Annotated in this window: 21 protein-coding genes; 12 read left to right on the top strand and 9 right to left on the bottom strand. The window is 39.1% G+C overall.

Annotated features, from left to right (window positions below; translation table 11 throughout):
- The first annotated feature begins 9 nt into the window (after positions 1 to 9).
- Positions 10 to 2,427, top strand: a complete 2,418-nt coding sequence (gene tamL / locus RIB54_RS21995) for a translocation and assembly module lipoprotein TamL (protein ID WP_350103042.1) — start codon at positions 10 to 12, stop codon at positions 2,425 to 2,427.
- 18 nt (positions 2,428 to 2,445) lie between these two features.
- On the opposite strand, the gene RIB54_RS21990 is transcribed toward tamL, so the two are convergent.
- Complete coding sequence (locus tag RIB54_RS21990; protein WP_350069826.1) at positions 2,446 to 4,551, bottom strand: alpha-ketoacid dehydrogenase subunit alpha/beta; 2,106 nt, start codon at positions 4,549 to 4,551, stop codon at positions 2,446 to 2,448.
- Between the two features lie 109 nt (positions 4,552 to 4,660).
- Here RIB54_RS21990 and hemF point away from each other — a divergent pair, with 109 nt between their 5' ends.
- The 4 genes from hemF to RIB54_RS21970 are packed head-to-tail and all read left to right on the top strand — an operon-like array spanning position 4,661 to position 7,138.
- Positions 4,661 to 5,566: an oxygen-dependent coproporphyrinogen oxidase gene (gene hemF, locus RIB54_RS21985; protein ID WP_350069823.1), complete on the top strand. Its 906-nt coding sequence runs from the start codon at positions 4,661 to 4,663 to the stop codon at positions 5,564 to 5,566.
- Positions 5,567 to 5,595: 29 nt separating this feature from the next.
- Positions 5,596 to 6,114, top strand: a complete 519-nt coding sequence (locus RIB54_RS21980) for an Xre family toxin-antitoxin system antitoxin (RefSeq protein WP_350069820.1) — start codon at positions 5,596 to 5,598, stop codon at positions 6,112 to 6,114.
- A gap of 6 nt (positions 6,115 to 6,120) precedes the next feature.
- Complete coding sequence (locus RIB54_RS21975) at positions 6,121 to 6,573, top strand: RES family NAD+ phosphorylase (protein ID WP_350069817.1); 453 nt, start codon at positions 6,121 to 6,123, stop codon at positions 6,571 to 6,573.
- A 4-nt stretch (positions 6,574 to 6,577) separates the two neighbouring features.
- Positions 6,578 to 7,138: a phosphatase PAP2 family protein gene (locus tag RIB54_RS21970; RefSeq protein WP_350069814.1), complete on the top strand. Its 561-nt coding sequence runs from the start codon at positions 6,578 to 6,580 to the stop codon at positions 7,136 to 7,138.
- Positions 7,139 to 7,146: 8 nt separating this feature from the next.
- On the opposite strand, the gene RIB54_RS21965 is transcribed toward RIB54_RS21970, so the two are convergent.
- Entirely contained in the window at positions 7,147 to 7,731 is a 585-nt protein-coding gene (locus tag RIB54_RS21965) for a riboflavin synthase (RefSeq protein ID WP_350069811.1), read from the bottom strand.
- 87 nt (positions 7,732 to 7,818) lie between these two features.
- Here RIB54_RS21965 and RIB54_RS21960 point away from each other — a divergent pair, with 87 nt between their 5' ends.
- From RIB54_RS21960 to yidD, 7 genes are all read left to right on the top strand, one after another.
- A complete protein-coding gene (locus tag RIB54_RS21960; protein ID WP_350103040.1) occupies positions 7,819 to 8,382 on the top strand; it encodes a hypothetical protein in 564 nt (187 codons plus the stop codon).
- A complete protein-coding gene (locus tag RIB54_RS21955; RefSeq protein ID WP_350069806.1) occupies positions 8,382 to 8,672 on the top strand; it encodes a winged helix-turn-helix domain-containing protein in 291 nt (96 codons plus the stop codon). The genes RIB54_RS21960 and RIB54_RS21955 overlap by 1 nt, the downstream gene beginning before the upstream one ends.
- A 76-nt stretch (positions 8,673 to 8,748) precedes the next feature.
- Positions 8,749 to 9,252 (top strand): hypothetical protein, encoded by a 504-nt coding sequence (locus RIB54_RS21950; protein ID WP_350069803.1) that lies wholly within the window; start codon positions 8,749 to 8,751, stop codon positions 9,250 to 9,252.
- 22 nt (positions 9,253 to 9,274) lie between these two features.
- Entirely contained in the window at positions 9,275 to 10,006 is a 732-nt protein-coding gene (locus RIB54_RS21945; protein ID WP_350069800.1) for a tetratricopeptide repeat protein, read from the top strand.
- A 1-nt stretch (position 10,007) separates the two neighbouring features.
- Positions 10,008 to 12,119 (top strand): TonB-dependent receptor, encoded by a 2,112-nt coding sequence (locus RIB54_RS21940; RefSeq protein ID WP_350103039.1) that lies wholly within the window; start codon positions 10,008 to 10,010, stop codon positions 12,117 to 12,119.
- A gap of 75 nt (positions 12,120 to 12,194) precedes the next feature.
- Positions 12,195 to 13,694, top strand: coding sequence for a cysteine--tRNA ligase (gene cysS / locus RIB54_RS21935; RefSeq protein WP_350103037.1), 1,500 nt, complete (start codon positions 12,195 to 12,197; stop codon positions 13,692 to 13,694).
- Positions 13,660 to 13,923, top strand: a complete 264-nt coding sequence (yidD, locus tag RIB54_RS21930; RefSeq protein WP_350103036.1) for a membrane protein insertion efficiency factor YidD — start codon at positions 13,660 to 13,662, stop codon at positions 13,921 to 13,923. The genes cysS and yidD overlap by 35 nt, the downstream gene beginning before the upstream one ends.
- Positions 13,924 to 13,937: 14 nt before the next feature.
- Here the strand turns inward: yidD and RIB54_RS21925 are convergent, their stop codons facing one another.
- From RIB54_RS21925 to RIB54_RS21895, 7 genes are all read right to left on the bottom strand, one after another.
- Complete coding sequence (locus RIB54_RS21925; RefSeq protein ID WP_350103034.1) at positions 13,938 to 15,380, bottom strand: toll/interleukin-1 receptor domain-containing protein; 1,443 nt, start codon at positions 15,378 to 15,380, stop codon at positions 13,938 to 13,940.
- A 324-nt stretch (positions 15,381 to 15,704) separates the two neighbouring features.
- Positions 15,705 to 16,031 (bottom strand): helix-turn-helix domain-containing protein, encoded by a 327-nt coding sequence (locus RIB54_RS21920; protein WP_350103033.1) that lies wholly within the window; start codon positions 16,029 to 16,031, stop codon positions 15,705 to 15,707.
- A 12-nt stretch (positions 16,032 to 16,043) separates the two neighbouring features.
- Positions 16,044 to 16,376, bottom strand: coding sequence for a type II toxin-antitoxin system RelE/ParE family toxin (locus RIB54_RS21915; protein ID WP_350103032.1), 333 nt, complete (start codon positions 16,374 to 16,376; stop codon positions 16,044 to 16,046).
- Between the two features lie 247 nt (positions 16,377 to 16,623).
- Positions 16,624 to 17,247 carry an NUDIX hydrolase gene (locus tag RIB54_RS21910; protein WP_350103031.1) on the bottom strand — a complete coding sequence of 208 codons (624 nt, stop codon included), beginning with the start codon at positions 17,245 to 17,247 and terminating at the stop codon, positions 16,624 to 16,626.
- On the bottom strand, positions 17,244 to 18,257 hold the full coding sequence (locus RIB54_RS21905) for a tetratricopeptide repeat protein (protein WP_350103030.1): 1,014 nt from the start codon (positions 18,255 to 18,257) through the stop codon (positions 17,244 to 17,246). Before RIB54_RS21905 ends, RIB54_RS21910 begins: the two co-directional genes overlap by 4 nt.
- Positions 18,258 to 18,297: 40 nt before the next feature.
- Positions 18,298 to 19,590, bottom strand: coding sequence for an ABC1 kinase family protein (locus RIB54_RS21900; protein WP_350103029.1), 1,293 nt, complete (start codon positions 19,588 to 19,590; stop codon positions 18,298 to 18,300).
- Positions 19,591 to 20,256: a TetR family transcriptional regulator C-terminal domain-containing protein gene (locus tag RIB54_RS21895; protein WP_350103028.1), complete on the bottom strand. Its 666-nt coding sequence runs from the start codon at positions 20,254 to 20,256 to the stop codon at positions 19,591 to 19,593.
- Positions 20,257 to 20,318 lie beyond the last annotated feature (62 nt).

The following is a 20,318-nucleotide window of genomic DNA, read 5'->3' as shown; positions in this document are numbered from 1 at the left end:
AACGCTATATTGAGGCTTGATAAAAATCAATTATTACTACTTACATGCTCTTTCCTTCTCTCCGGATGTCTGGGATCAAAATACTTAAAAGAGGATGAAAAACTACTTTACAAACAAAGTGTAAAGGTTAGCAAAAATATTGATAAAGACGAGCTTAATCAGCTTTACGCCCAAGAACCAAACAGACAGTTTCCCATTCTGCCTTTTGCTCCATATGTATGGCTATACTATTGGGGGCAAAGGTCATATAACATTGAAAAATATGAACAAAAGAAGGTTGACATCACAAGTAAATTTGACGAAAAAATAGCTCAAACAGATAAAACCAAGAAGGAAAATCGACTGGAACGTAAAAAGAAAAACAAGCTAGATAAAGTCAATAAAACCATTACCGAAGGCAATTGGCGCATGAGGATTGGGGAGCCACTGGCCATATATGATTCATCATTAACTAAGAATACCAAAGACAGGTTTGACCTATATCTTGACTCCAAAGGATATTTTAATGCTAAAGTAGACTATGAGAATAAGGTAGTTGGAGATCGGGTAAGAACAATATTTACAATAGATGCAGGCCCTGCATTTAAAATTGACACCCTCTTTTTACAAACAGCCGACACAGCAATTACCAAGCTTATCAAAAAACATGCGGATGAGAGCTTCCTTGAAGTAGGCAGAAATTATGAACAGGCTAATTTGACAAGAGAAAGAGAACGGCTAGACCTTCTTATGAAGGATAATGGATACTTTGATTTTAGCAGGCAGTACATCCAATTTGAAGTTGATACATCATATCAGGAAGCTCAGAAAGTAGCCGTGCTAACACGTGTAAACAAACCAGCCAAAAGGGATTTTCATAAAATTTTTCATGTTGACTCAGTTATATTTACCACGAATGCCAATGCCAAAACACTCCCAGATTCAATAAGGCAATCTAACGAATACAAAGGCATTAACTTCAGGTACTTCGAAAAAGCGTATAGTCAAAAAGTATTAAGTAGGCGTATTTTCATCAAAAAAGACAGTTTATATAGTAAATCAAAATCTTATGGCACTCAGCGACAGCTTGCCAATTTAGACCATTTTAGATTCATCAATATCAACTATGATTCTACTGGCGGACAATTAATTGCAAACATCTTTACCAGCCCGTTGAACCGGTATCAGTGGACCAATGAAGTTGGAGTAAATGTAACACAAGGTTACCCCGGTCCTTTCTACAACATTTCCTTTAAGAAACGTAACATCTTTAGAGGTCTTGAAATATTTGAAATGAATGGCCGTATTGGTGTTGAAGGTGTAACCTCCATATCTGGTGCTCAAAATGTCTACAGAAGTATCGAAGCTGGGGTAAATGCCAGTTTAACTTTCCCTCAATTTATCTTGCCAATAAGCAATGATCTGAAGTCCCGATTAGGTCAGGTCAACCCAAAGACGCGATTACTTGCTGGTTACACTTACACAGACAGACCAGAATACAATAGGGAGAATTATAATTTTTCAAACACCTACAGCTGGCAGAATGCAAGAAACACATTTTATCAGGTGACAATTACTGATATAAGTTTAATAGAATCTGAAATTAATCAACAATCCTTTCAGGACCGACTTGATGAGCTAGAGCGACTTGGTAATAGATTAATTAATTCATTCAGGCCTTCTCTTGTTACCAATATGAGTGCCAGTGCTACCTGGAATTTCAATAGCTATGGCCTGAATTTCTCCAACTCATCTTTTTTTAGGGTTTATCTGGAAAGTGGCGGAACATCCTTGAATTTTATCAACACAGAATTTCTTGATAATGAAGCCCTTGAATTTTATAAGTACTATAAATTCAATTTCGACTATCGAAAAATACACCCGGTAAATAAAAACACAACGGTGGCCTACCGTTTTAATGTAGGTTATGTAAAGCCATATAGTGACAATGGTGTATTGCCTTATGAAAAATATTTCTTTGCTGGTGGTAGCAATGGTATCAGGGCATGGCGACCAAGGCGACTAGGACCGGGATCCTTTTATGAAGTAGATTCAGAAACTGGTCTGGTATCATACAATTTTGAACGACCTGGTGAGATTTTACTTGAGGGTAGCTTTGAGTTGCGCAAGAATCTTGTTGGGTTTGTTGATTATGCTTTTTTCGTTGATTATGGAAACATCTGGACAATTGAAGAAGATGAATCCAGGCCTGGAGCCCAGTTCAAAACAGACAATTTCTTTAGAGAAATTGCTGTAGGCTCAGGTTTAGGCTTGAGATTTGACTTCTCTTTCTTGGTATTACGGCTAGATGCAGGTCTGAAAATCTATGATCCTGCCAGGCCAGAGAAAAGCAGGTTTATCCTGAGTGATGGCTTCTATGATGCTCCATTCACCCGTGAAGCCACAGAACCAATTGTTTTTAACATTGGAATTGGATACCCTTTTTAAACAGATGAGTTCTCATTATTAGTAAGCCAACAGATTTCCTAAAGCTTCTTTTACCTTCTCAGCATTTGGTAGCATTTGCTTTTCAAGATCGACATTTAAAGGAATAGCAGGTAAACTCACCGCTCCCATAATTTCTACTGGAGCATCAAGCTGTTCAAAGCAATGTCTTGAAATTCTACCAGCCAGAGATTCAGCGAATGAATTGAGCAGAGGTTCTTCAGTCAGTACAAACGCTCGGTTATGTTTTTCAATAGCTGTTACAATAGCGTCCCAATCTATCGGATTCAAAGTTCTTAAATCCAGAATCTCAACCCTACCCTCAAAAGACTTAGCGGCAGCTTTAGCCCAATGCACCCCCATACCGTAGGTGATAATTACTGCTGTAGAATTATTAGCATCCTTATTCGCTTCCAAAACAGTATTAGCTTTACCCAAAGGGATAATATAATGCTCATCAGGCTCAAAGGTCTTGGCATCACCAGTGCCTGGCACCTTAGACCAATACAAGCCTTTGTGCTCAAGCATCACAACAGGGTTAGGGTCATAAAAAGCTGCTTTCATTAAACCTTTCATATCAGCTGCATTACTTGGGAATACTACTTTTATACCCCTGATATTTAGCAAGGTAGATTCAATGCTACCGGAGTGGTAAGGCCCTCCTCCTCCATAGGCACCAATAGGGACTCTGATTAATGACTGAATTGGAAATTTACCATTTGACAAATAACAGCTTTTTGATAGCTCCTCAACCAATTGATTGATTCCCGGCCATATATAATCTGCAAATTGTATCTCAACAATGGCCTTGGCGCCTACTGCTGACATACCAGCGGTAGAACCTACAATATATGCTTCCTGAATAGGTGTGTTGAATATTCTTTCATCACCAAATTTATGGGCCAATGTAGCTGCTTCCCTGAATACGCCACCAAGCGTACCGCCAACATCCTGCCCATAAAATAACGCTTCAGGATGCCTCTTTAAAATATCTTCAACGGCATGAAGTGCCGCATCTACCATCACTACCTTTTCAGCACCTTTGGGTTTGCGTTCCCCTTTTTCTTCTATAATTGGTGTCTCTTCAAACTCGTGTTTATCAAATGACGCCAAAGCGGGATCATCCGAATTTAAAGCATATTCATAATCTTTAACCACTAACTCATGGGCTGACTGCTTTAAGTCTTTGAGAGTTTTGGCTGTGATACCAACTGACTTTAGATAAGTTTCAAACTTAATGATAGGATCATCTTTGGAGTGCAGTTTCAAATTTGCATCGCCACGGTACCATTCTTTTCTTACCCCTGACGTGTGATGACCAAGCAAAGGACATTTGGCATGAACCAAAATTGGCCCCTTCCTATTCCTTACATGATCAATGGCCTTTTTAATTCCCTGATAGGAATCAATAAAGTCAGACCCGTCTAAACGCATACGCGACATACCAACAAATCCGGCAGCGAAATCATAAGCATCCATGGCTCTCATTTCCTTACCAGTAGCCGAGATGCCCCAGTCATTGTCCTGAATCAGATAAATGATTGGTAGGTCCTTAAGTACCGCCATTTGAAAAGCCTCAGACACTTCTCCTTCGGTGACCGATCCATCCCCTAAGGAGCAAAGCACAATGGGTTTATTATCACCTTCCAACAACCCCTGTCCTTCCAAATACTGTAATCCATGAGCCATTCCGGTTGCCGGTATGGCCTGCATGCCAGTAGCAGAGCTCTGATGGGGTATTGTAGGAAAACCATCTCTTTTCAATGAAGGATGCGCGTAATAAGTCCTTCCACCAGAAAACGGGTCGTCAGCCTTAGCCATCAATTGCATCATCAACTCATAAGGCTGCATCCCGATACCTAAGAGAATAGATTCATCCCTGTAATAAAGAGATGCAAAGTCATAAGACTTCAACTGCATACCTGCTGCCAGTTGAATGGCCTCATGACCCCTGGAGGTGCTATGCACATATTTGCTGCAAACCTCTTTAAACTCATCATAGGTATGTGCCATCCTTTCGGCTGTACACATGAGTTGATAAGCTTTTAAAAGTATGTCTGAATCTATTTTAGAAGAATTGACGCTTTTTTTATTTGATTTTGACTTAGCTGTTGCTGTTGAAGACATATATAGAAACTGATTATTTCAATCGTTTGTGAAGTTAAAAAATTTACAAAAAAGAAGGCTGTTTAAACAGGAATTAAATAATTGAAAATGATTCAATAGCTTTGCCGGCATGCCTACAAAAGAAACCATAACCGAGTGGTTTAAACAACTTCAAGATCAAATATGCACAGCGCTGGAAACTGCTGATGGGAAAGAAACCTTTAAAGAGGATGTCTGGGAACGCGAGCAAGGTGGTGGCGGGAGATCAAGGGTGCTGACCGATGGTAAAATAATTGAAAAAGGAGGTGTTAATTTTTCAGCAGTTCATGGCCAACTCTCAAATAAGATTTCTACGGCTTTAAAATTGCCAGACTCTGATTTTTATGCTACCGGTGTCTCCATTGTTTTGCACCCAAAGAGTCCAATGATGCCAATCATTCATATGAATGTCCGGTATTTTGAAACGGTGTCTAAATCAGGTGAATCGACCTGGTGGTTTGGCGGTGGCATAGACCTTACACCTCATTATGTGGTTAAAGAAGATGCGAAATATTTTCATAATACCCTAAAGGAAGTTTGCGACAAACATGATGGGAGCTACTACCCGAAATTTAAGGAATGGGCTGATGAATATTTCTTTATCAAGCATAGAAATGAGACCCGAGGCATTGGTGGTATTTTCTTTGACAGGATGAATGAATCAACGGGGAAAACCAAAGAAGAACTTTTTGCTTTTGTAAAAGATGTAGGACAGGCATTTGCCCCTATTTACACTCATTTCATGGCCAAAAATTCAGCACTGTCTTATACTGAGCAGAATGAACTGTGGCAAAAGGTAAGGCGCGGCAGGTATGTTGAGTTTAACCTTGTCTGGGACAAAGGCACCAAATTTGGGCTTGACACCGATGGCCGAACCGAGTCAATACTGATGAGTTTGCCACCTCAAGCCAATTGGATTTATGACCACAAGCCAATGGCTGGCTCCGAAGAGGAAGAGACTGTTAAACATTTGAAAAAAGGGATTAAATGGATTTGAAAACCAAATAAAAGTAGTAAATTTGTCATATGACAGAAGGAAATAAGTCATATGAGCAAATAAAGAACAAAGACATCGTTGTAAACGAGCCGGTTGGCACATTTGCGCTTTCTCAATCCCCACTTCAAACACTTATTCATATCCTGGGCTTAAATCAGCTATCAGATAAGATTAAAAACACTTTAGATTTATTAACCCTCACAGAGCAGGGCTTTCCTATTAATGTATTGAAGCGACTGCAAGCTCATACAAAGTTTACCAACAGAGAAATGGGCAAAGCTTTAGACATGTCAGAAAGTACGTTGCAGCGTAGGTTGAGGAGCAGTCAACCACTTGATAAAAGACAATCTGAGAGTGCTGTTCAACTGGCTTCTGTTTGGGCTAAAGGCTTAGAAGTGTTCGAAGATGAAGATGACTTTAGAACGTGGCTTCATGCCGAAAATCAAGCACTAGGAGGAAATAGACCCATTGCTCTTTTAAGTTCTTCTATTGGTCAAGAAGAAATCAAAAAAGTTCTTGGACGCATAGAATGGGGCATCTATTCATAGTTTTACATGCGCCTATTTCGAATTAGCAAACAACAGCACTCCTATGATCTTTCCGGGGCGGGTGGTCTATATTATGATGGCCGATGGCACAAACAAGGTACGAAGATCCTTTATTTTTCGGAGCATGTATCATTGGCTAAATTAGAAGTTATAGCCAATTCAATAGTAAGGCCTAAAAATATGATGTTAATCACCGTTTCTATTAACCCTCCATTTACTATCAAGCAAATAAACCCGGAAGACTTACCTGCGCAATGGGATGGATATCCTTACCTTGAAAGTGTGCAAGTTATAACATCAAAATGGATTGAAAGTAATGAATCCTTACTGTTAAAAGTACCTTCTGCCCAAGCAGAATATGAGAGTAACTTTCTGGTTAACCCTGTGCACCCTCAAATGGCAAAGATAGAGATAGTTTCCGTTGAGCCTATTAAATTTGATCAGCGCCTTAAGTTTTGATACTATGGATTTAATAATCGAGTTAGACAAAAGTTTATTTTTCTTCCTCAATGGGCTAAATACCCCATGGCTGGATCAGGTTATGTTTTGGATTTCTGATAAGAAAATATGGATCCCATTCTATGTGTTAATTGCTTATTGGATAGTCAAGACCTATAAATGGAAATCAATCATTTACCTTTTGGGAGTAGGACTTGCCATCACCTTTACTGATCAGGTAATATCAGGTTTTATGAAAGGGTACTTTGAGCGTTTTCGACCCTCTCGCGACCCCGAGTTAGAGGGGCTGGTACATATAGTTAACGATTACAGAGGGGGTAAATACGGGTTTGCCAGCTCACATTCAGGCAATGCCTTTGCCCTTGCCATCTTTATATTCATGCTGTTTAGAGAGTACAAATGGATTGGTCTCATGTTTGTCTGGGCAACAATAGTAGCTTATAGCAGGGTTTATCTGGGTGTGCATTACCCGGGAGATATATTGGTTGGCGGTATTATTGGATTAGGGTTTGGATACCTTTTTCAACACCTGAGCAGGAAAGTGCACACAAAGTATTTCTCCTAAGTGACTGCCTAAAGATTCATCAGTCGCTTTACATACTTACCCACGATATCAAACTCTAAGTTTACAACACTGCCAACTTTCACATTTTTGATGCTGGTGTGCTCGTAAGTGTACGGGATGATAGCCACGGTAAACTTATTCAGATCTGAATTAAAACACGTCAGGCTGGTTCCGTTTACAGTTATTGAGCCTTTTTCAACAGTTACATTTTGTAATGCAGGATCATACTCAAAGTCAAACTCCCAGCTTCCACCCTTCTCTTCTATCCTCGTGCATGTTGCAGTTTGGTCTACATGGCCCTGAACGATATGACCATCAAATCGTCCATTGTTTAACATACATCTTTCTAAGTTTACCACACTGCTAGGCATCAACTTATCCAGGTTACTTTTCTTTAATGTTTCATCTATTGCTGTCACCCAATGAGTGTCCTGATCAATTTTGGTGACGGTAAGGCAAACACCATCATGCGCCACACTCTGGTCTACCTTGAGTTCTTTGGAAATGTCACTGACCACCTGGAAGTGCTTGTTCTTCCCTTCGGTCTGTATTTGTCTGATCGTGCCTATTGATTCTATGATACCTGTAAACATGCTTCAAAGTTAATCTGCCTGATTGATAATAAAAATAAATTTGGTTTATAATATAAACTACTTTACATTTGAGAAAAATATTTAATTATGGAAGATTCTAAAAACTTAAGCAGCGAAGAAAGTTTAAAGATCATCACCAGTATGATTACAACCGCGAAAGGCAATATAAAAGGTAGCAGCTTTCATTTTTTACTTTGGGGTTGGGTGGTTGCTATCGGGAACCTTGGCCACTTTGCACTAATTGAATATTCCACCTTTGACAGGCCTTATTATATCTGGTTTATCACCATTCCAGCTTGGATCGCAAGCATGCTATACGGCTACAGACAGTCAAAGAATTCGCGTGTTTCCACCTACAGTGATGGCCTCATTCTATGGATATGGCTAAGTTTTACCTTTAGCGCTGTTATCGTCATTTTCTCTGGACAATTTGGGCCTACAATACCAGTATTGATGTTGCTACTTGCCGGTATGTCTACTTTTATGACTGGTATGGTATTAAAATTCAAACCCTTGATAATTGGTGGGTCATCTTTCTGGATATTTGCAGTAATTTCATTCATAGTCGGGCCGCTTTATAGCTTACCAGTTTCTGCACTAGCGGTAATAGTTGGTTATTTAATACCTGGCTATAAACTAAGAAATGCATAATGGCAGGGATGAACGACTTAGACCCATTAATTCATTCACAACTCAGGTTATCAATCATGTCGCTATTGATAAGTGTGCAATCGGCTGATTTTGTGTACATAAAAGAGAAAACCGGTGCTACTGCCGGAAACCTAAGCGTGCAAATTGATAAGCTCAGCAGCGCCAACTATATAGAAGTGATTAAATCATTTAAAGGAAAAAAACCACTTACCACTTGTAAGATTACAAAGGTGGGAATCACTGCTTTTGAGAACTATGTAAACCAAATGCAGCAATATTTAAAACCTTAATTTTTTTATCCTTATAGTTTATAATATAAACTACTTTATAATTAGTCAAAATAATGAATAACTAAACTTAATAATTATGAAAACCGCTCAGTATTTAATTGCCCTAATCTTCTTTTTAGGATTTACCCTAAACACGTCAGCTCAATCCAATGATTTTGAACACTTGAAACCACTTGTTGGCAACTGGTCTGGGAGTGGATGGTCTCGCACTCCAGATGGTAAAATCGAGAAGTTCAATCAAACTGAAAAGATTGAATTAAAGCTAAAAGACAACATTCTAGTAATTAACGGTATTGGCAAAAACCCCGAATCAGGAGAGATCACTTTTGAAGCTTTCGCTATTGTTTACAAAGAAGCTTCTGGCGAATATAAGATGACTGCCCATACTCAGGAAGGCGGCCACACTTTGGCCAGCTTCTCAGTCGAGCTTAATAAGTTTTCATGGTGGTTTGACGTACCGGGCGGCACGATAAAATATGATGCCGAATTTTCAGATGACACATGGACAGAGAAAGGCAACTTCTCCCCTGATGGCCAGCAATGGTATCCATTTTTCGAAATGACCCTTACCAAGAACTAAATAAACCCTAAAAACCACTATTATGAAATCGTTACAATTCATCATAATCGCCCTATTTACTTTTCTAAGTATTGAAGTACCAGCACAATCCGAGGCTGATGAAATGGCTTATTTTGCTTACACGAGCAACAATAAGAGTTTATGGAAACAACTCGTTGCTAAAGAACAGGCAAGCTACAACAAGTCTAAAACCAACAGCAATCTATATGCACTTTTATTGGCTCAGCATGGTCTGCTAAACGCTACCATGTCTGACCAGGACGAAGATCTTTTTGATGAACATTATGAAAGTGCCAAGGACAATGTAGAAAAGCTTATTGACGCTGACCATCAGGCAGGTAATTCCAAGGCCATATTAAGTGCCATCTGGGGTTGGGAAATGGGCTACAGTTCCTATAAGGGAATGTTCCTTGGAGGAAAAAGCAGCTCTAACATTGAAGAGGCAACCAAACTGGCGCCTAATGAACCTCTTGTGTGGCAAGTATATGGTTCTTCTAAGTTCTTCACGCCTTCAATGTTTGGTGGTGATACAAAAGAGGCTCAAAAGGCCTATGAAAAGGCCGTGAAGCTGTATGAAGACAACAATTTAACCAAATCCAATTGGAGATACCTTGATGCTCTCGCGTGGCTCGGAAAGGTTTATGAGAAAAATGGAGAGAAGGCATTAGCCAAAAGTACATATGAAAAGGCTTTGGCGGTAGAGCCTAATTTCGGATGGGTAAAATATGCCTTATTACCATCATTATCTAAATAAAATGAAATACGTCCTGATCATCTTATTTTCTACATTATCCTTGGTTGCCATGGCACAAGTTGCAACCAAGGGTATTGTAAAAGATGCCTCCACAAATGAAGCACTTATTGGCGCCAATATTTTTTCAAAAAGCAATTGGAAGATCGGTGCAAGCACTGACCTGAATGGAGAGTTTACAATTACGAACCTCACAAAAGGTGACACTTTGATAGTTTCATACATCGGCTATAAGGAGAAAGAGGTTGTTTTTAAGGGGGATGAACATTTAACTATTCAGCTGTTTCCTACTGTTCAGAGCATGGCTGAGGTAACAATTACCGCTGAGAAAATGGTAGCTGAAGAGTTCACATACAAAAAGGTGAAGCGTATGGACATCTATCTAAATCCAAGTGCCAAAGCTGACCCTTTGCTGGCAACTAATTCTTTACCTTCCAGCACAACACTTGACGAATCAGCAAACATTAGTTTCAGAGGCAGCAGCCCGGACGAGACAGGAGTCTTTTTCAATAATGTACCGCTTTACGATGCTGTAAGATTTTCTCAATTGAATGGCATCGGTACTTTTGGGATTTTCAATACGGCCATTGTTGATGAAATGCTGGTGTTTCCTGGCAATCCTCCTCTAGAGTATGGCAACACAACTTCAGGTCTCATAGCCATAAAAACTGCTGAAGATATTCCTGAAGAAAAAGTACGAACAGCTACAGTCTCGCTGGCCAGCTATGGGTTGCTAATGAGTCAGAAGCTTAATAAAAAACAGGCCATTACTGTTTTTAGCAATTATCAGCCTGCCGCAATTATAAAGGCTTTTAACACTGAAGCGCTAAACGATATCAAGGACTTTAATTCTGTCGATCTTGGCCTGAGCTATTTGAATGCCATTAATGAAACTACCATTCTAAAAGTATTCAATTACACCCTGTTGGAAGGATATGATTTTAACTACCAAACGCCAACGCTAACAACAACATTCGAGCAGCGTAAAAAGAGGAACTTCACGATCACCAACCTCAGAAAGAAAATTGGTAAATCGGAGCTAAGTTTTAACAATAATATCAGCTTTACTAAAACTCAATTCAACTATGCTGATGCCAATATTGAACTGAATTACTTTGATGGTTTTGCCTCTGCCAATTATAAGTATGCTACAACTAATCTAATTTTTAAAACCGGAGCTGCTTTTGATTATAGAGAGCAGCACTTTGATGGCACATTTTACATAATAGATTATGCCGAAGGTGAAGGTTACCCAATGGCAAGCGCAACTAATACAACCGAGCTAATAAGGCCTGAAGTGTATGGGTTTCTTACCTATTTCATTAATGACAAATGGACATTAGGTAGCGGACTACGTAAAAATTTACCCGTTGATAATCAAAGTAACTTTCTAAGCAGTCAGCTGAGCACAAAGTACAATCTCGACATTAACAGTTCACTAACATTCGCCATTGGCAATTACCACCGCTTTGATTTCCCTCAAAATGAAAAAGCTATCCTTAATGAAAGCAAACAAGTATCCATTGATTACAGCTATGAAAGCAATCAGGTGAATTTTACAGCTTCAGCATTTGGTAAAGAGTCAATCACTGATGGCATAACCAGCGAAGTAGCTGGCATTGAGCTATTTGTTAAGAGCAAAATCGTCAATAAACTGACAGGCCAAATTTCTTATTCTCTCATTGATGGGATATCTAAACAAAGTGACGGTCAAGAATATCCTAACAAATATGATTTAGACTATTTTGTACGTGGTAATCTTGAATGGCGCATTAACGCTAACTGGACAGCTAACTCTACATTCTCATTCCGGCAAGGAAATTTTTATCAACCGCTTATAACTAGCACATTCGATTCAAACCTGCAAGTATACAGACCTGAATATTCATCATTAACTGATCAATCCAGGTTGCCAGACTATGGCATCATTGATATGAGCATTTCCAGGATGATTCCAGTCAATGAAAACCTGAATATCATTTGCTTTGGTTCGGTCAATAATATTCTAAACAAAGAAAACATAAGAACATACCGTTACAATTTTGATTATACCGAAAGAAGCAGCTCGTTATTTTCGCAAAGGACCCTATATTTTGGTGCCATCATCAATTTCTAGGTCGCACATTACGAATGCTAACTAATTGATGTTATTTTTGAGCCCTGAAAGAAGGAATTAATTATAACATCAATTATGTCATTAAAGGACAAGTATCCAATCACGCTCTACAATACGCTTAGCAAGAAGAAGGAGAAGTTTGAACCCATTCATGAGGACCACGTGGGTATGTATGTTTGCGGGCCAACGGTATATAGTGATGTGCATTTGGGCAATGTAAGAACCTTTATGAGTTTTGATGTTATCTACCGTTACCTTCAGTACCTGGGTTACAAAGTGCGCTATGTGAGAAACATTACCGATGTTGGGCATTTGGAAAATGATGCCGATGAAGGTGAAGATAAGATTGCAAAAAAGGCAAGACTGGAACAGCTGGAGCCAATGGAGATTGTGCAGCATTATACCAATGGCTTCCATGATGTGCTGAAACAATTCAACCTCCTGCCTCCCAGTATTGAGCCATCGGCTACCGGACATATTATGGAGCAGATTGAAATGGTGCAGGATTTAATAAAAAATGGCCTCGCCTATGAAGTAAACGGCTCTGTTTATTTTGATGTAACCAAGTACAACAAAGACCATAAATATGGTAAGCTTTCAGGAAGGAATATCGAAGAGATGATGGAAAGCGGTCGTATGCTGGATAGCCAGGATGAGAAGCGCAATAAAATTGACTTCGCTGTTTGGAAAAAAGCCTCTCCTGCTCATATTATGCGTTGGAACTCGCCATGGGGTGAGGGCTTCCCGGGCTGGCATTTGGAATGTACTGTAATGAGTACCAAATACTTAGGTGAGACTTTTGACATCCACGGTGGCGGAATGGATTTGGTATTTCCGCATCATGAATGTGAGATAGCCCAGTCTGTTGGCACTACTGGCAAAGAGCCTGTTAAATACTGGCTGCATAGCAATATGCTGACTGTTAATGGTCAGAAGATGAGTAAGTCATTGGGCAACTCTTTTTTACCGCATGAACTATTTGCAGGTACGCACAAACTTCTTGAGCGTGGCTATGGCCCGATGGTGGTGCGTTTCTTTATGTTGCAGTCGCACTACTCCAGTACGCTAGACTTCTCTAACGATGCATTGACTGCCGCTGAAAAGGGCTATAAAAGGTTGATGGAGGGCTATAAAATAGCCAATGGGCTCGAATATGCGGAAGGAACCGTTGATGGGGAATTAGAAACTAATGTTAAAGCTACTATTGACAGCCTGTTTGATAATATGAGTCAGGATTTTAATACAGCTAAAGCTTTAGCTGTATTATTTGAAATGACTACCACCATGAATAACTTCAAGGCTGGTAATATCAAAACAGGTCAATTGTCTAAAGAAACTTTTGATAGCCTGATTAAGTACTACCAGGGCTTTATAACTGAAGTACTGGGTCTAAAAGAAGAAAAAGGCGAAGACAACCAGTTGGTTGATGGCGTGATGGACTTACTGATAAAGCTAAGAAACGATGCCAAGGCTGCTAAAAATTATGCTGTGACTGATAAGATCAGGGATGATTTAAAGGCTTTGGGTGTTTCACTAAAAGATGGCAAAGAAGGAACCGAATACACTATCGATTAAGGGCGTAATTTCTGCGATACTGATATTTCCGATTAGGATTTATCAGTTGACCATTAGCCCATTATTAGGTTCTAACTGCCGCCATACCCCTACCTGCTCGCGTTATGCCATAGAAGCCATCAAAATCTGGGGGCCAGTTAAAGGTTTATGGTTGGGGTTAAAAAGGATTAGCAAATGCCACCCGTGGGGAACACATGGCTATGATCCAGTGCCAGAGAGGGAGGAGTGAATTACTGATCTGTTTTATCTATATAAAGCTATCGTATCAGCATTAATTAACTCATGAACAAATGATACATCATTAAATACCCCATGGGAATATCTAATTCTATCTTGAGAACTTTCCTTAAGATCAAGAATTTTTTTTCTGAAGTCATTTTTGTTATCCACATCAAAAATACACTTAACTTTTTCAAAATGTTTCCTTGAAGATATTCTGCTAAAAAAGTCAAAAGCTTCATGCTTGTCGCCATATAAGTACGTACTTGGAAACCAGCGATCGTGATAATCCTCATTGTTCAAATAACTAACTGCATAGCAAACAGTATCCCCTAAAATAATCTGATTTTTAGATAGCTGATCAGACAAATTAGTAATCACATAGTCACCAAAACCAGTGACCTTATTATAAGTCTTCCAAAGGTAATCTTCTAAATTCTTATGATAATTATACAAGAATGCAAAAGTACTCGGCTCCTCATTTCGTTGATGGGGATCCTTAATAAAGTATTTTGAGTTAAGAATCTCCGATACGAATTCATAATTTTTATTTTTCAAACCCAATGCAACAGTATAAATAAACAACTCTTGAAAAATGATATTTAATGAGTCGAATTCTGCTGGGGACCAACCACCTCTATCATCTTTCGGCCTTAAGTATAGCGGCTGGTATTCAAAAAATTCGATAATTGGATCACTTACAAAGTCCAATTGATAACTAGTAAGAATATTTACAAACTTTAAAAAGTCCTCTCTTAATGGTTTAAAAGATTTCAAAGTATCTGTTAAAACCATTCCAAACTCATCAAGATTATTAGGTGTTTTATCAAGATTAAAATTCCACAGCTTTTCCAGAAACAGCTCGGTAAAATCGTATGCGTACTTTGGATTCAAAGTTTGGTTTCTCTTTAACTGATTTTCAATAGTTCTAATTTTACTATTAGTATCAGATAAATTGATTCTATTTTCTGTAATATAAACTGGTGGCTTTGTTCCTAATAAGGGTTTAGGAATTGATGGAACTTCCAAGATATTTCTTAGCAATTCCTCATAGCTATCTTCAAAACCTTCCTCCTGAGAGAAATCAATATATTTTCTGCTTGACAAATAAATTGGAAGATATGGTTCCCCGTTTTCATCTCTTTCAAGTAAAATAGGAATAAATTTTTCTTGTTTTATGTTTGAATATAAATTTGGAGATATAATTTGAGTTTCTGTACCTACACCTCCTTCTCTATCATCAGCCTTTTCAGAATATTTTTGATTACAAATAATCAAGACACGAAATATATCATCGGACTTAACCATTTCTTCCATAAAACTATGAATATCATGACCATCTTTTAGGCTCCATCTATCTAAAATTACGTCAACCGTATCGGACATCAACCTCCTTCCCAGGTTTACCACCCAATCTTGGTGATCGCTACTTCCCCAGCTGTACGATATAAAAACTTTCTTATCCATTCAAAAAACAACTTAATTATTATAATAGCTAAATATACGCCAATACGCCTCGAAGTAATAAATTTATTAAAATAATTATATACAAGAAGTGCCCTTCAGTTTTTGAGAATTAATGTGGAGACCTCTCACTGCGTATCGAGGAGACATTCAGCAGGCTTGATCCCCAATCTCATTAACAAGATGCTGAACCAAGTTCAGCATGACATACTAACTTAAATTGTCACCTTGGGCTTGTAGAAGGGTATTTAAAGAAAATCATCCTCATGCCTGAACCTGCTCCTTGTACAAAACAAAGGCATTACTATTGTGGTGTGGTTCTGTTGATTAGGCCAGTTTCACAAAATCATTCTCCAACTTGACATTGAAATTTATTTCTGCTTTTAACGCTTTAAAAACCTTAATAATAGTATCAATGGTAGCGCTATTGGCACTACTCTCGAGTTTTGAAATTTGTGCTTTTTTGACCCCAACCAATTGTCCCAGTTGCTCTTGTGTCAGGTGTCTCTCCTGTCGGGCAGCTTTGATCATTTTACCTAAAACATCCATCCGAAGTTCGTACTCATATTCATCACGCTCCTTAATACCATCCTTGCCGATGTACTTATCTTTCATCTCGGCAAGCGTGTAGGTTTTCATTTTTTTAGTTGCCATCTCAAAATTCCGTTACTTATTGTCAAAATATTTGTCTTTCAAATTAAGTGCCCTGTCAATTTCCCTCCCAGGCACTTTATCTACTTTCTTAATAAAACCATGCGTTGCTATCACCAAAGTCTCTTTATTATCTGTCTTATCCCAAAAAGCGAGAAGACGAATTTGTAACCCCGAGTACTTTGTTCTAAACTCCCAGATCTCATTTTTAAGTTTCTTAAAAAGCCTGGGGTCATTGGTTTGTTCAGCTAAATCAATATTATATAAGATTTTCTTGACAGTTTTTGCGTCAAGTCCAGCCATGAACTTATTGGCCTCCTCCAAAAACCTTGACTCAAAATACCTCATACATTATCGATCACTCTAACGACCACAAAATAATAAAAGTTTCTAAAAATAGAAACTTTATGTGATATAGTTTAATGAGGAGATTCTTACGCCCACTAAACGGTGGGCTCAGAATGACGTTCATGATAGCAAGATGCTGAATCAAGTTCAGCATGACATTCTAATTTAAATTATCACCCTGAGCTTGTCGAAGGGCACCTACCTTCTACAATAAATATGCTTCGACAAACTCAGTATGACAATAAAATCAAGAAATTATAACCGACTTCAGCTCACTCAACATCATAGCAGTGGCGCCCCAGACTATCCGGCCGTTAATGTCAAAATAAGGGGTTTTTAGCTTGAAGCCGTTACTGAATTCTATCACAGTTTGTTTTACTGTAGTTTCTTCAATCAAATAACTTAAAGGCATTTCTATCAGCTCTTTTACCTCATATGGGTCTATTTCAAACTGGGGTAGTCTTTCAGAAAAACTCACCACTGGAGTCACCTTAAAATTGCTGGGCGGTATAAACAAATCAGACAGCTGGCCAATGACATTTACCTCTTCATAGGTCACGCCTATTTCTTCATTGGCCTCGCGCTTGGCAGTAAATATCAAATCAGGGTCAGACTCCTCCCATTTGCCACCAGGAAAGCTGATCTGTCCGCTATGCGTGCCGCCATAATCATGGCGCTGGGTCAAAGGAATGTATACCTCACCATTCTTTTCATAAAATAAGATGAGCACGCTACTCAGTCGTGCTTTGGCCATTTTGGCTTCATCAAACCGCGACTGTTCTGCGCCTTTGGGCATCATGAGCAAGTGCGCCTCTCTTCCGGGAAGCGGCTGTTTTAGTTTATCAGAAAGCCTTTCGATTAGTTCATTCATGAAGCGCAACTCAGCGAAGTGTTCACCCGCTCTTTCCTTTCAATCGCTAATTTATAGTTTTTGCAGGCTTTTTTCAGGTCATTGGTGCTTTCATACACCTGCCCCAGGAAGTTATACACCTGATCTACAAAAGGGTCCATCTTCGCAGATCTCTCCAGCAAAGTAATGGCATTTTCTATATCTCCCGTCTTGAAATAATAAAGGCCTTTGTTTCTATACACCCAGGCATTGTCACCATCAATGGTCATACTCCTGTTAATATCTTCTTTTGCCGCAGAAAGATTGTCCATCAACAAATAAATGTACCCTCTATTGTTAAGGAAGTAAGGCTGTCCAGGCTCCAGGTCAAGTGCTTGGTTTACCAGCTTCATAGCACCTTGCAGATCATTTCGCTCTATGGCTATCAGGGCCAAAGCATTATAAGCATTAGGTTCAAGCGCATCAATTTTCAACGCCTCTTTAAGATCAGCCTCTGCCCCATCCAAATCTTTCAAATAATATTTAACCGTACCTCTATTAATAATGGTCTCAGCATTTCCAGGGTCTTTTTCTAATGCCATATTAAACGACCCAACAGCCTCTTCAAAGTCACGCATTTTGGTTTGCACCAGCCCCTTTCTGAAATACACATCGGCACTGTCAGGCAGGTTCTTCTGCACGTACTCAATATCATCTAAAGCCCTGTAAAGTTCATTGAGTTCATAAAAGGCATTGGCCCTGTTGAGAATGGCATCATAATATTCTGGTTCACATTCTATGGCTTTATCATATTGTAAAACGGCCTGTCCGTACTGTCTCTGTCTGTAGTACACTATACCCAGGTTATTATGTGCCGGAGCATAGCATGGATCCAACTTAATGGCTTCTGAGTAAAAACGTACAGCCTCGCGGAAATTCTGCTGTCTACTAGCTTCATTACCCCTTATCAGGAAACGCTGTTTTTGTGTTTCGGTGTTGGTGCCGCAGGAGAGACTGAAAAGCAATACCACTACCACAATGAAATTTTTCATATTCAAAGCTACTTCAGACTGCTGAAAAAATCTTAATCTATTAGGAGGTAATCACCTCGGCCTTCAGCTCATTGAGTAAATTATATAAACCAAAGTAAGTGCGGTTTATATAAAGTCCATGTCTGTTGCCTCGGGCCGTTTTAGAGTTTCGAATCTCCTTCATTTTAGAAACCCTATCTCCTACTTCAAAAATCTGCTTAAAGTAAGTATCATCCCCAAAGTCAAAAGTCTTTGATCTGAATGGCCTGCCCAGCAACTCAATCATTTCAGTGAAAATTTCCAAGTAGAAAGCCTTCTCTTTTTCTGTGTCCTTATCACTCAAAAAGCCAAGCTCAAAAAACAGGTCTTTTAAATTATAGTCAGGATTAAGCACATCATCTTTCATCAGTTTGAAATACTGCTCATAAAAATCTTCGGGTATTTCCTTCACACAACCAAAGTCAATGATACCGAGCTTGTTATCATCAGTAATCATAAAATTTCCAGGGTGCGGGTCGGCATGCACTTGTTTCAGGCTATGAATTTGAAAGTCATAAAAATCCCATAGTCGTTGGCCAATTTCATTCTTTTGTTCTTGACTTGGATTGGTCGCTAACCACTCTTTAATATGCAGGCCATTGATCCAGTCCATCACCAAAATCCTGTCAGAGGACAACTCAGGATAATAGGTTGGAAATTTTATCCCCTCCAAATGCCCACAAAGGCCAGTGATTTCCATTGATCTCTTAAGTTCAAGGGAATAATCTGTTTCTTCTATGAGCTTAGACTCAACTTCACCAATATATTGCTCCAATTCTGCCGTACCGATCTTGAACATTCTAGACGCTATGGGACGCACTATTTTTAAATCTGATGAAATACTATCCGCCACACCAGGGTATTGAATTTTGACAGCCAACGTTTTGCCATCTAGGGTAGCTTTATGCACCTGACCAATAGATGCCGCATTTACGGCATTTTTGGTAAATGTTTCAAATAGATCATCAGGGGTTTTGCCTAAATACTTACGGAAAGTCTGCACCACTAAAGGATAGGACAATGGAGGTGCACTGTATTGTGACATGGCAAATTTATCCTGATAGGCCGTTGGAAGTACGTTTTTATCCATGCTAAGCATCTGTGCAATCTTTAAGGCACTGCCCTTCAACTCGCTTAATGAATCATAAATATCTGCTGCATTGTCATTATCAAGTTGATCTCTTGATAATTCAGAATCAAACATCTTCTTGCCGTAGTGCTTTAAGTAATTACCCCCCACTTTGGCTCCTGTCTTCAAAAACCTTGTTGCACGCTGTACCTTCGAGGTAGGAATGCTCGTCTGTTCGTCTTTCATCTACCTGTTCTGATAAAGAAATTTTCCAAAGTCCAGCATTAAATCCAAAGGCCCTCTGCCCATCAGCTCAAATGACAGATTTGCAGATTTTTCAATGGCAGCATCAGTACGCTCAAAACCCTTACTAGTGTCTTTCAACCAAAAAGATATGATGAACAATATCTGAAGCCATAGACCATCATAGTACCTTTCAGAAAGTATCGGTCTTTTTACAATCTCTTCACTGCCAATCCCCTCTTCTATTACTTCCATAGAGAAAGCGTCAAATTCCTTTTTAAAATCCCTGAGCCATGCAGGAACCAGCTCCGGTTTATCTGGTCGCTTAAAAGTGAGCTTAACATAACTTCTGTCTTTTTTCAACACCTCAACCAGTGTAAATAGAAATGCAAGCATCTTTTCCCTTGCACCATACCCATTATAAGCCTTATCAGATTTTATTGCCTTAATGGTTCTTTCAGCAAAGGACTTCCACAACTCGGCATCAATAGCTTCAAAAGAAGAAAAGTATTTGTAAAATTCTTCCTCCTCTTCATTGAGGTGCTCCATAAAAACAAAAACTGATTTAGGTTGGCTTCCTTCAGTTAACAGGTGTTTTTTATAGGCCTTCATTATTGCCACAGCTGACAATGATGCTTTGGTTGCCTTTTTCTTAACAGCTTTTTCCATGCCTTTTTAACAATGACTTGCTGCATTAGTTTAGGCCTGATAAAAATAAATTAAGTTTGGGT

The organism is Fulvivirga sp. (assembly GCF_040218215.1).
GTDB lineage: Bacteria > Bacteroidota > Bacteroidia > Cytophagales > Cyclobacteriaceae > Fulvivirga.
Note: the sequence above shows the minus strand (reverse complement) of the source record. Positions and strands in the feature narration are given on the sequence as shown.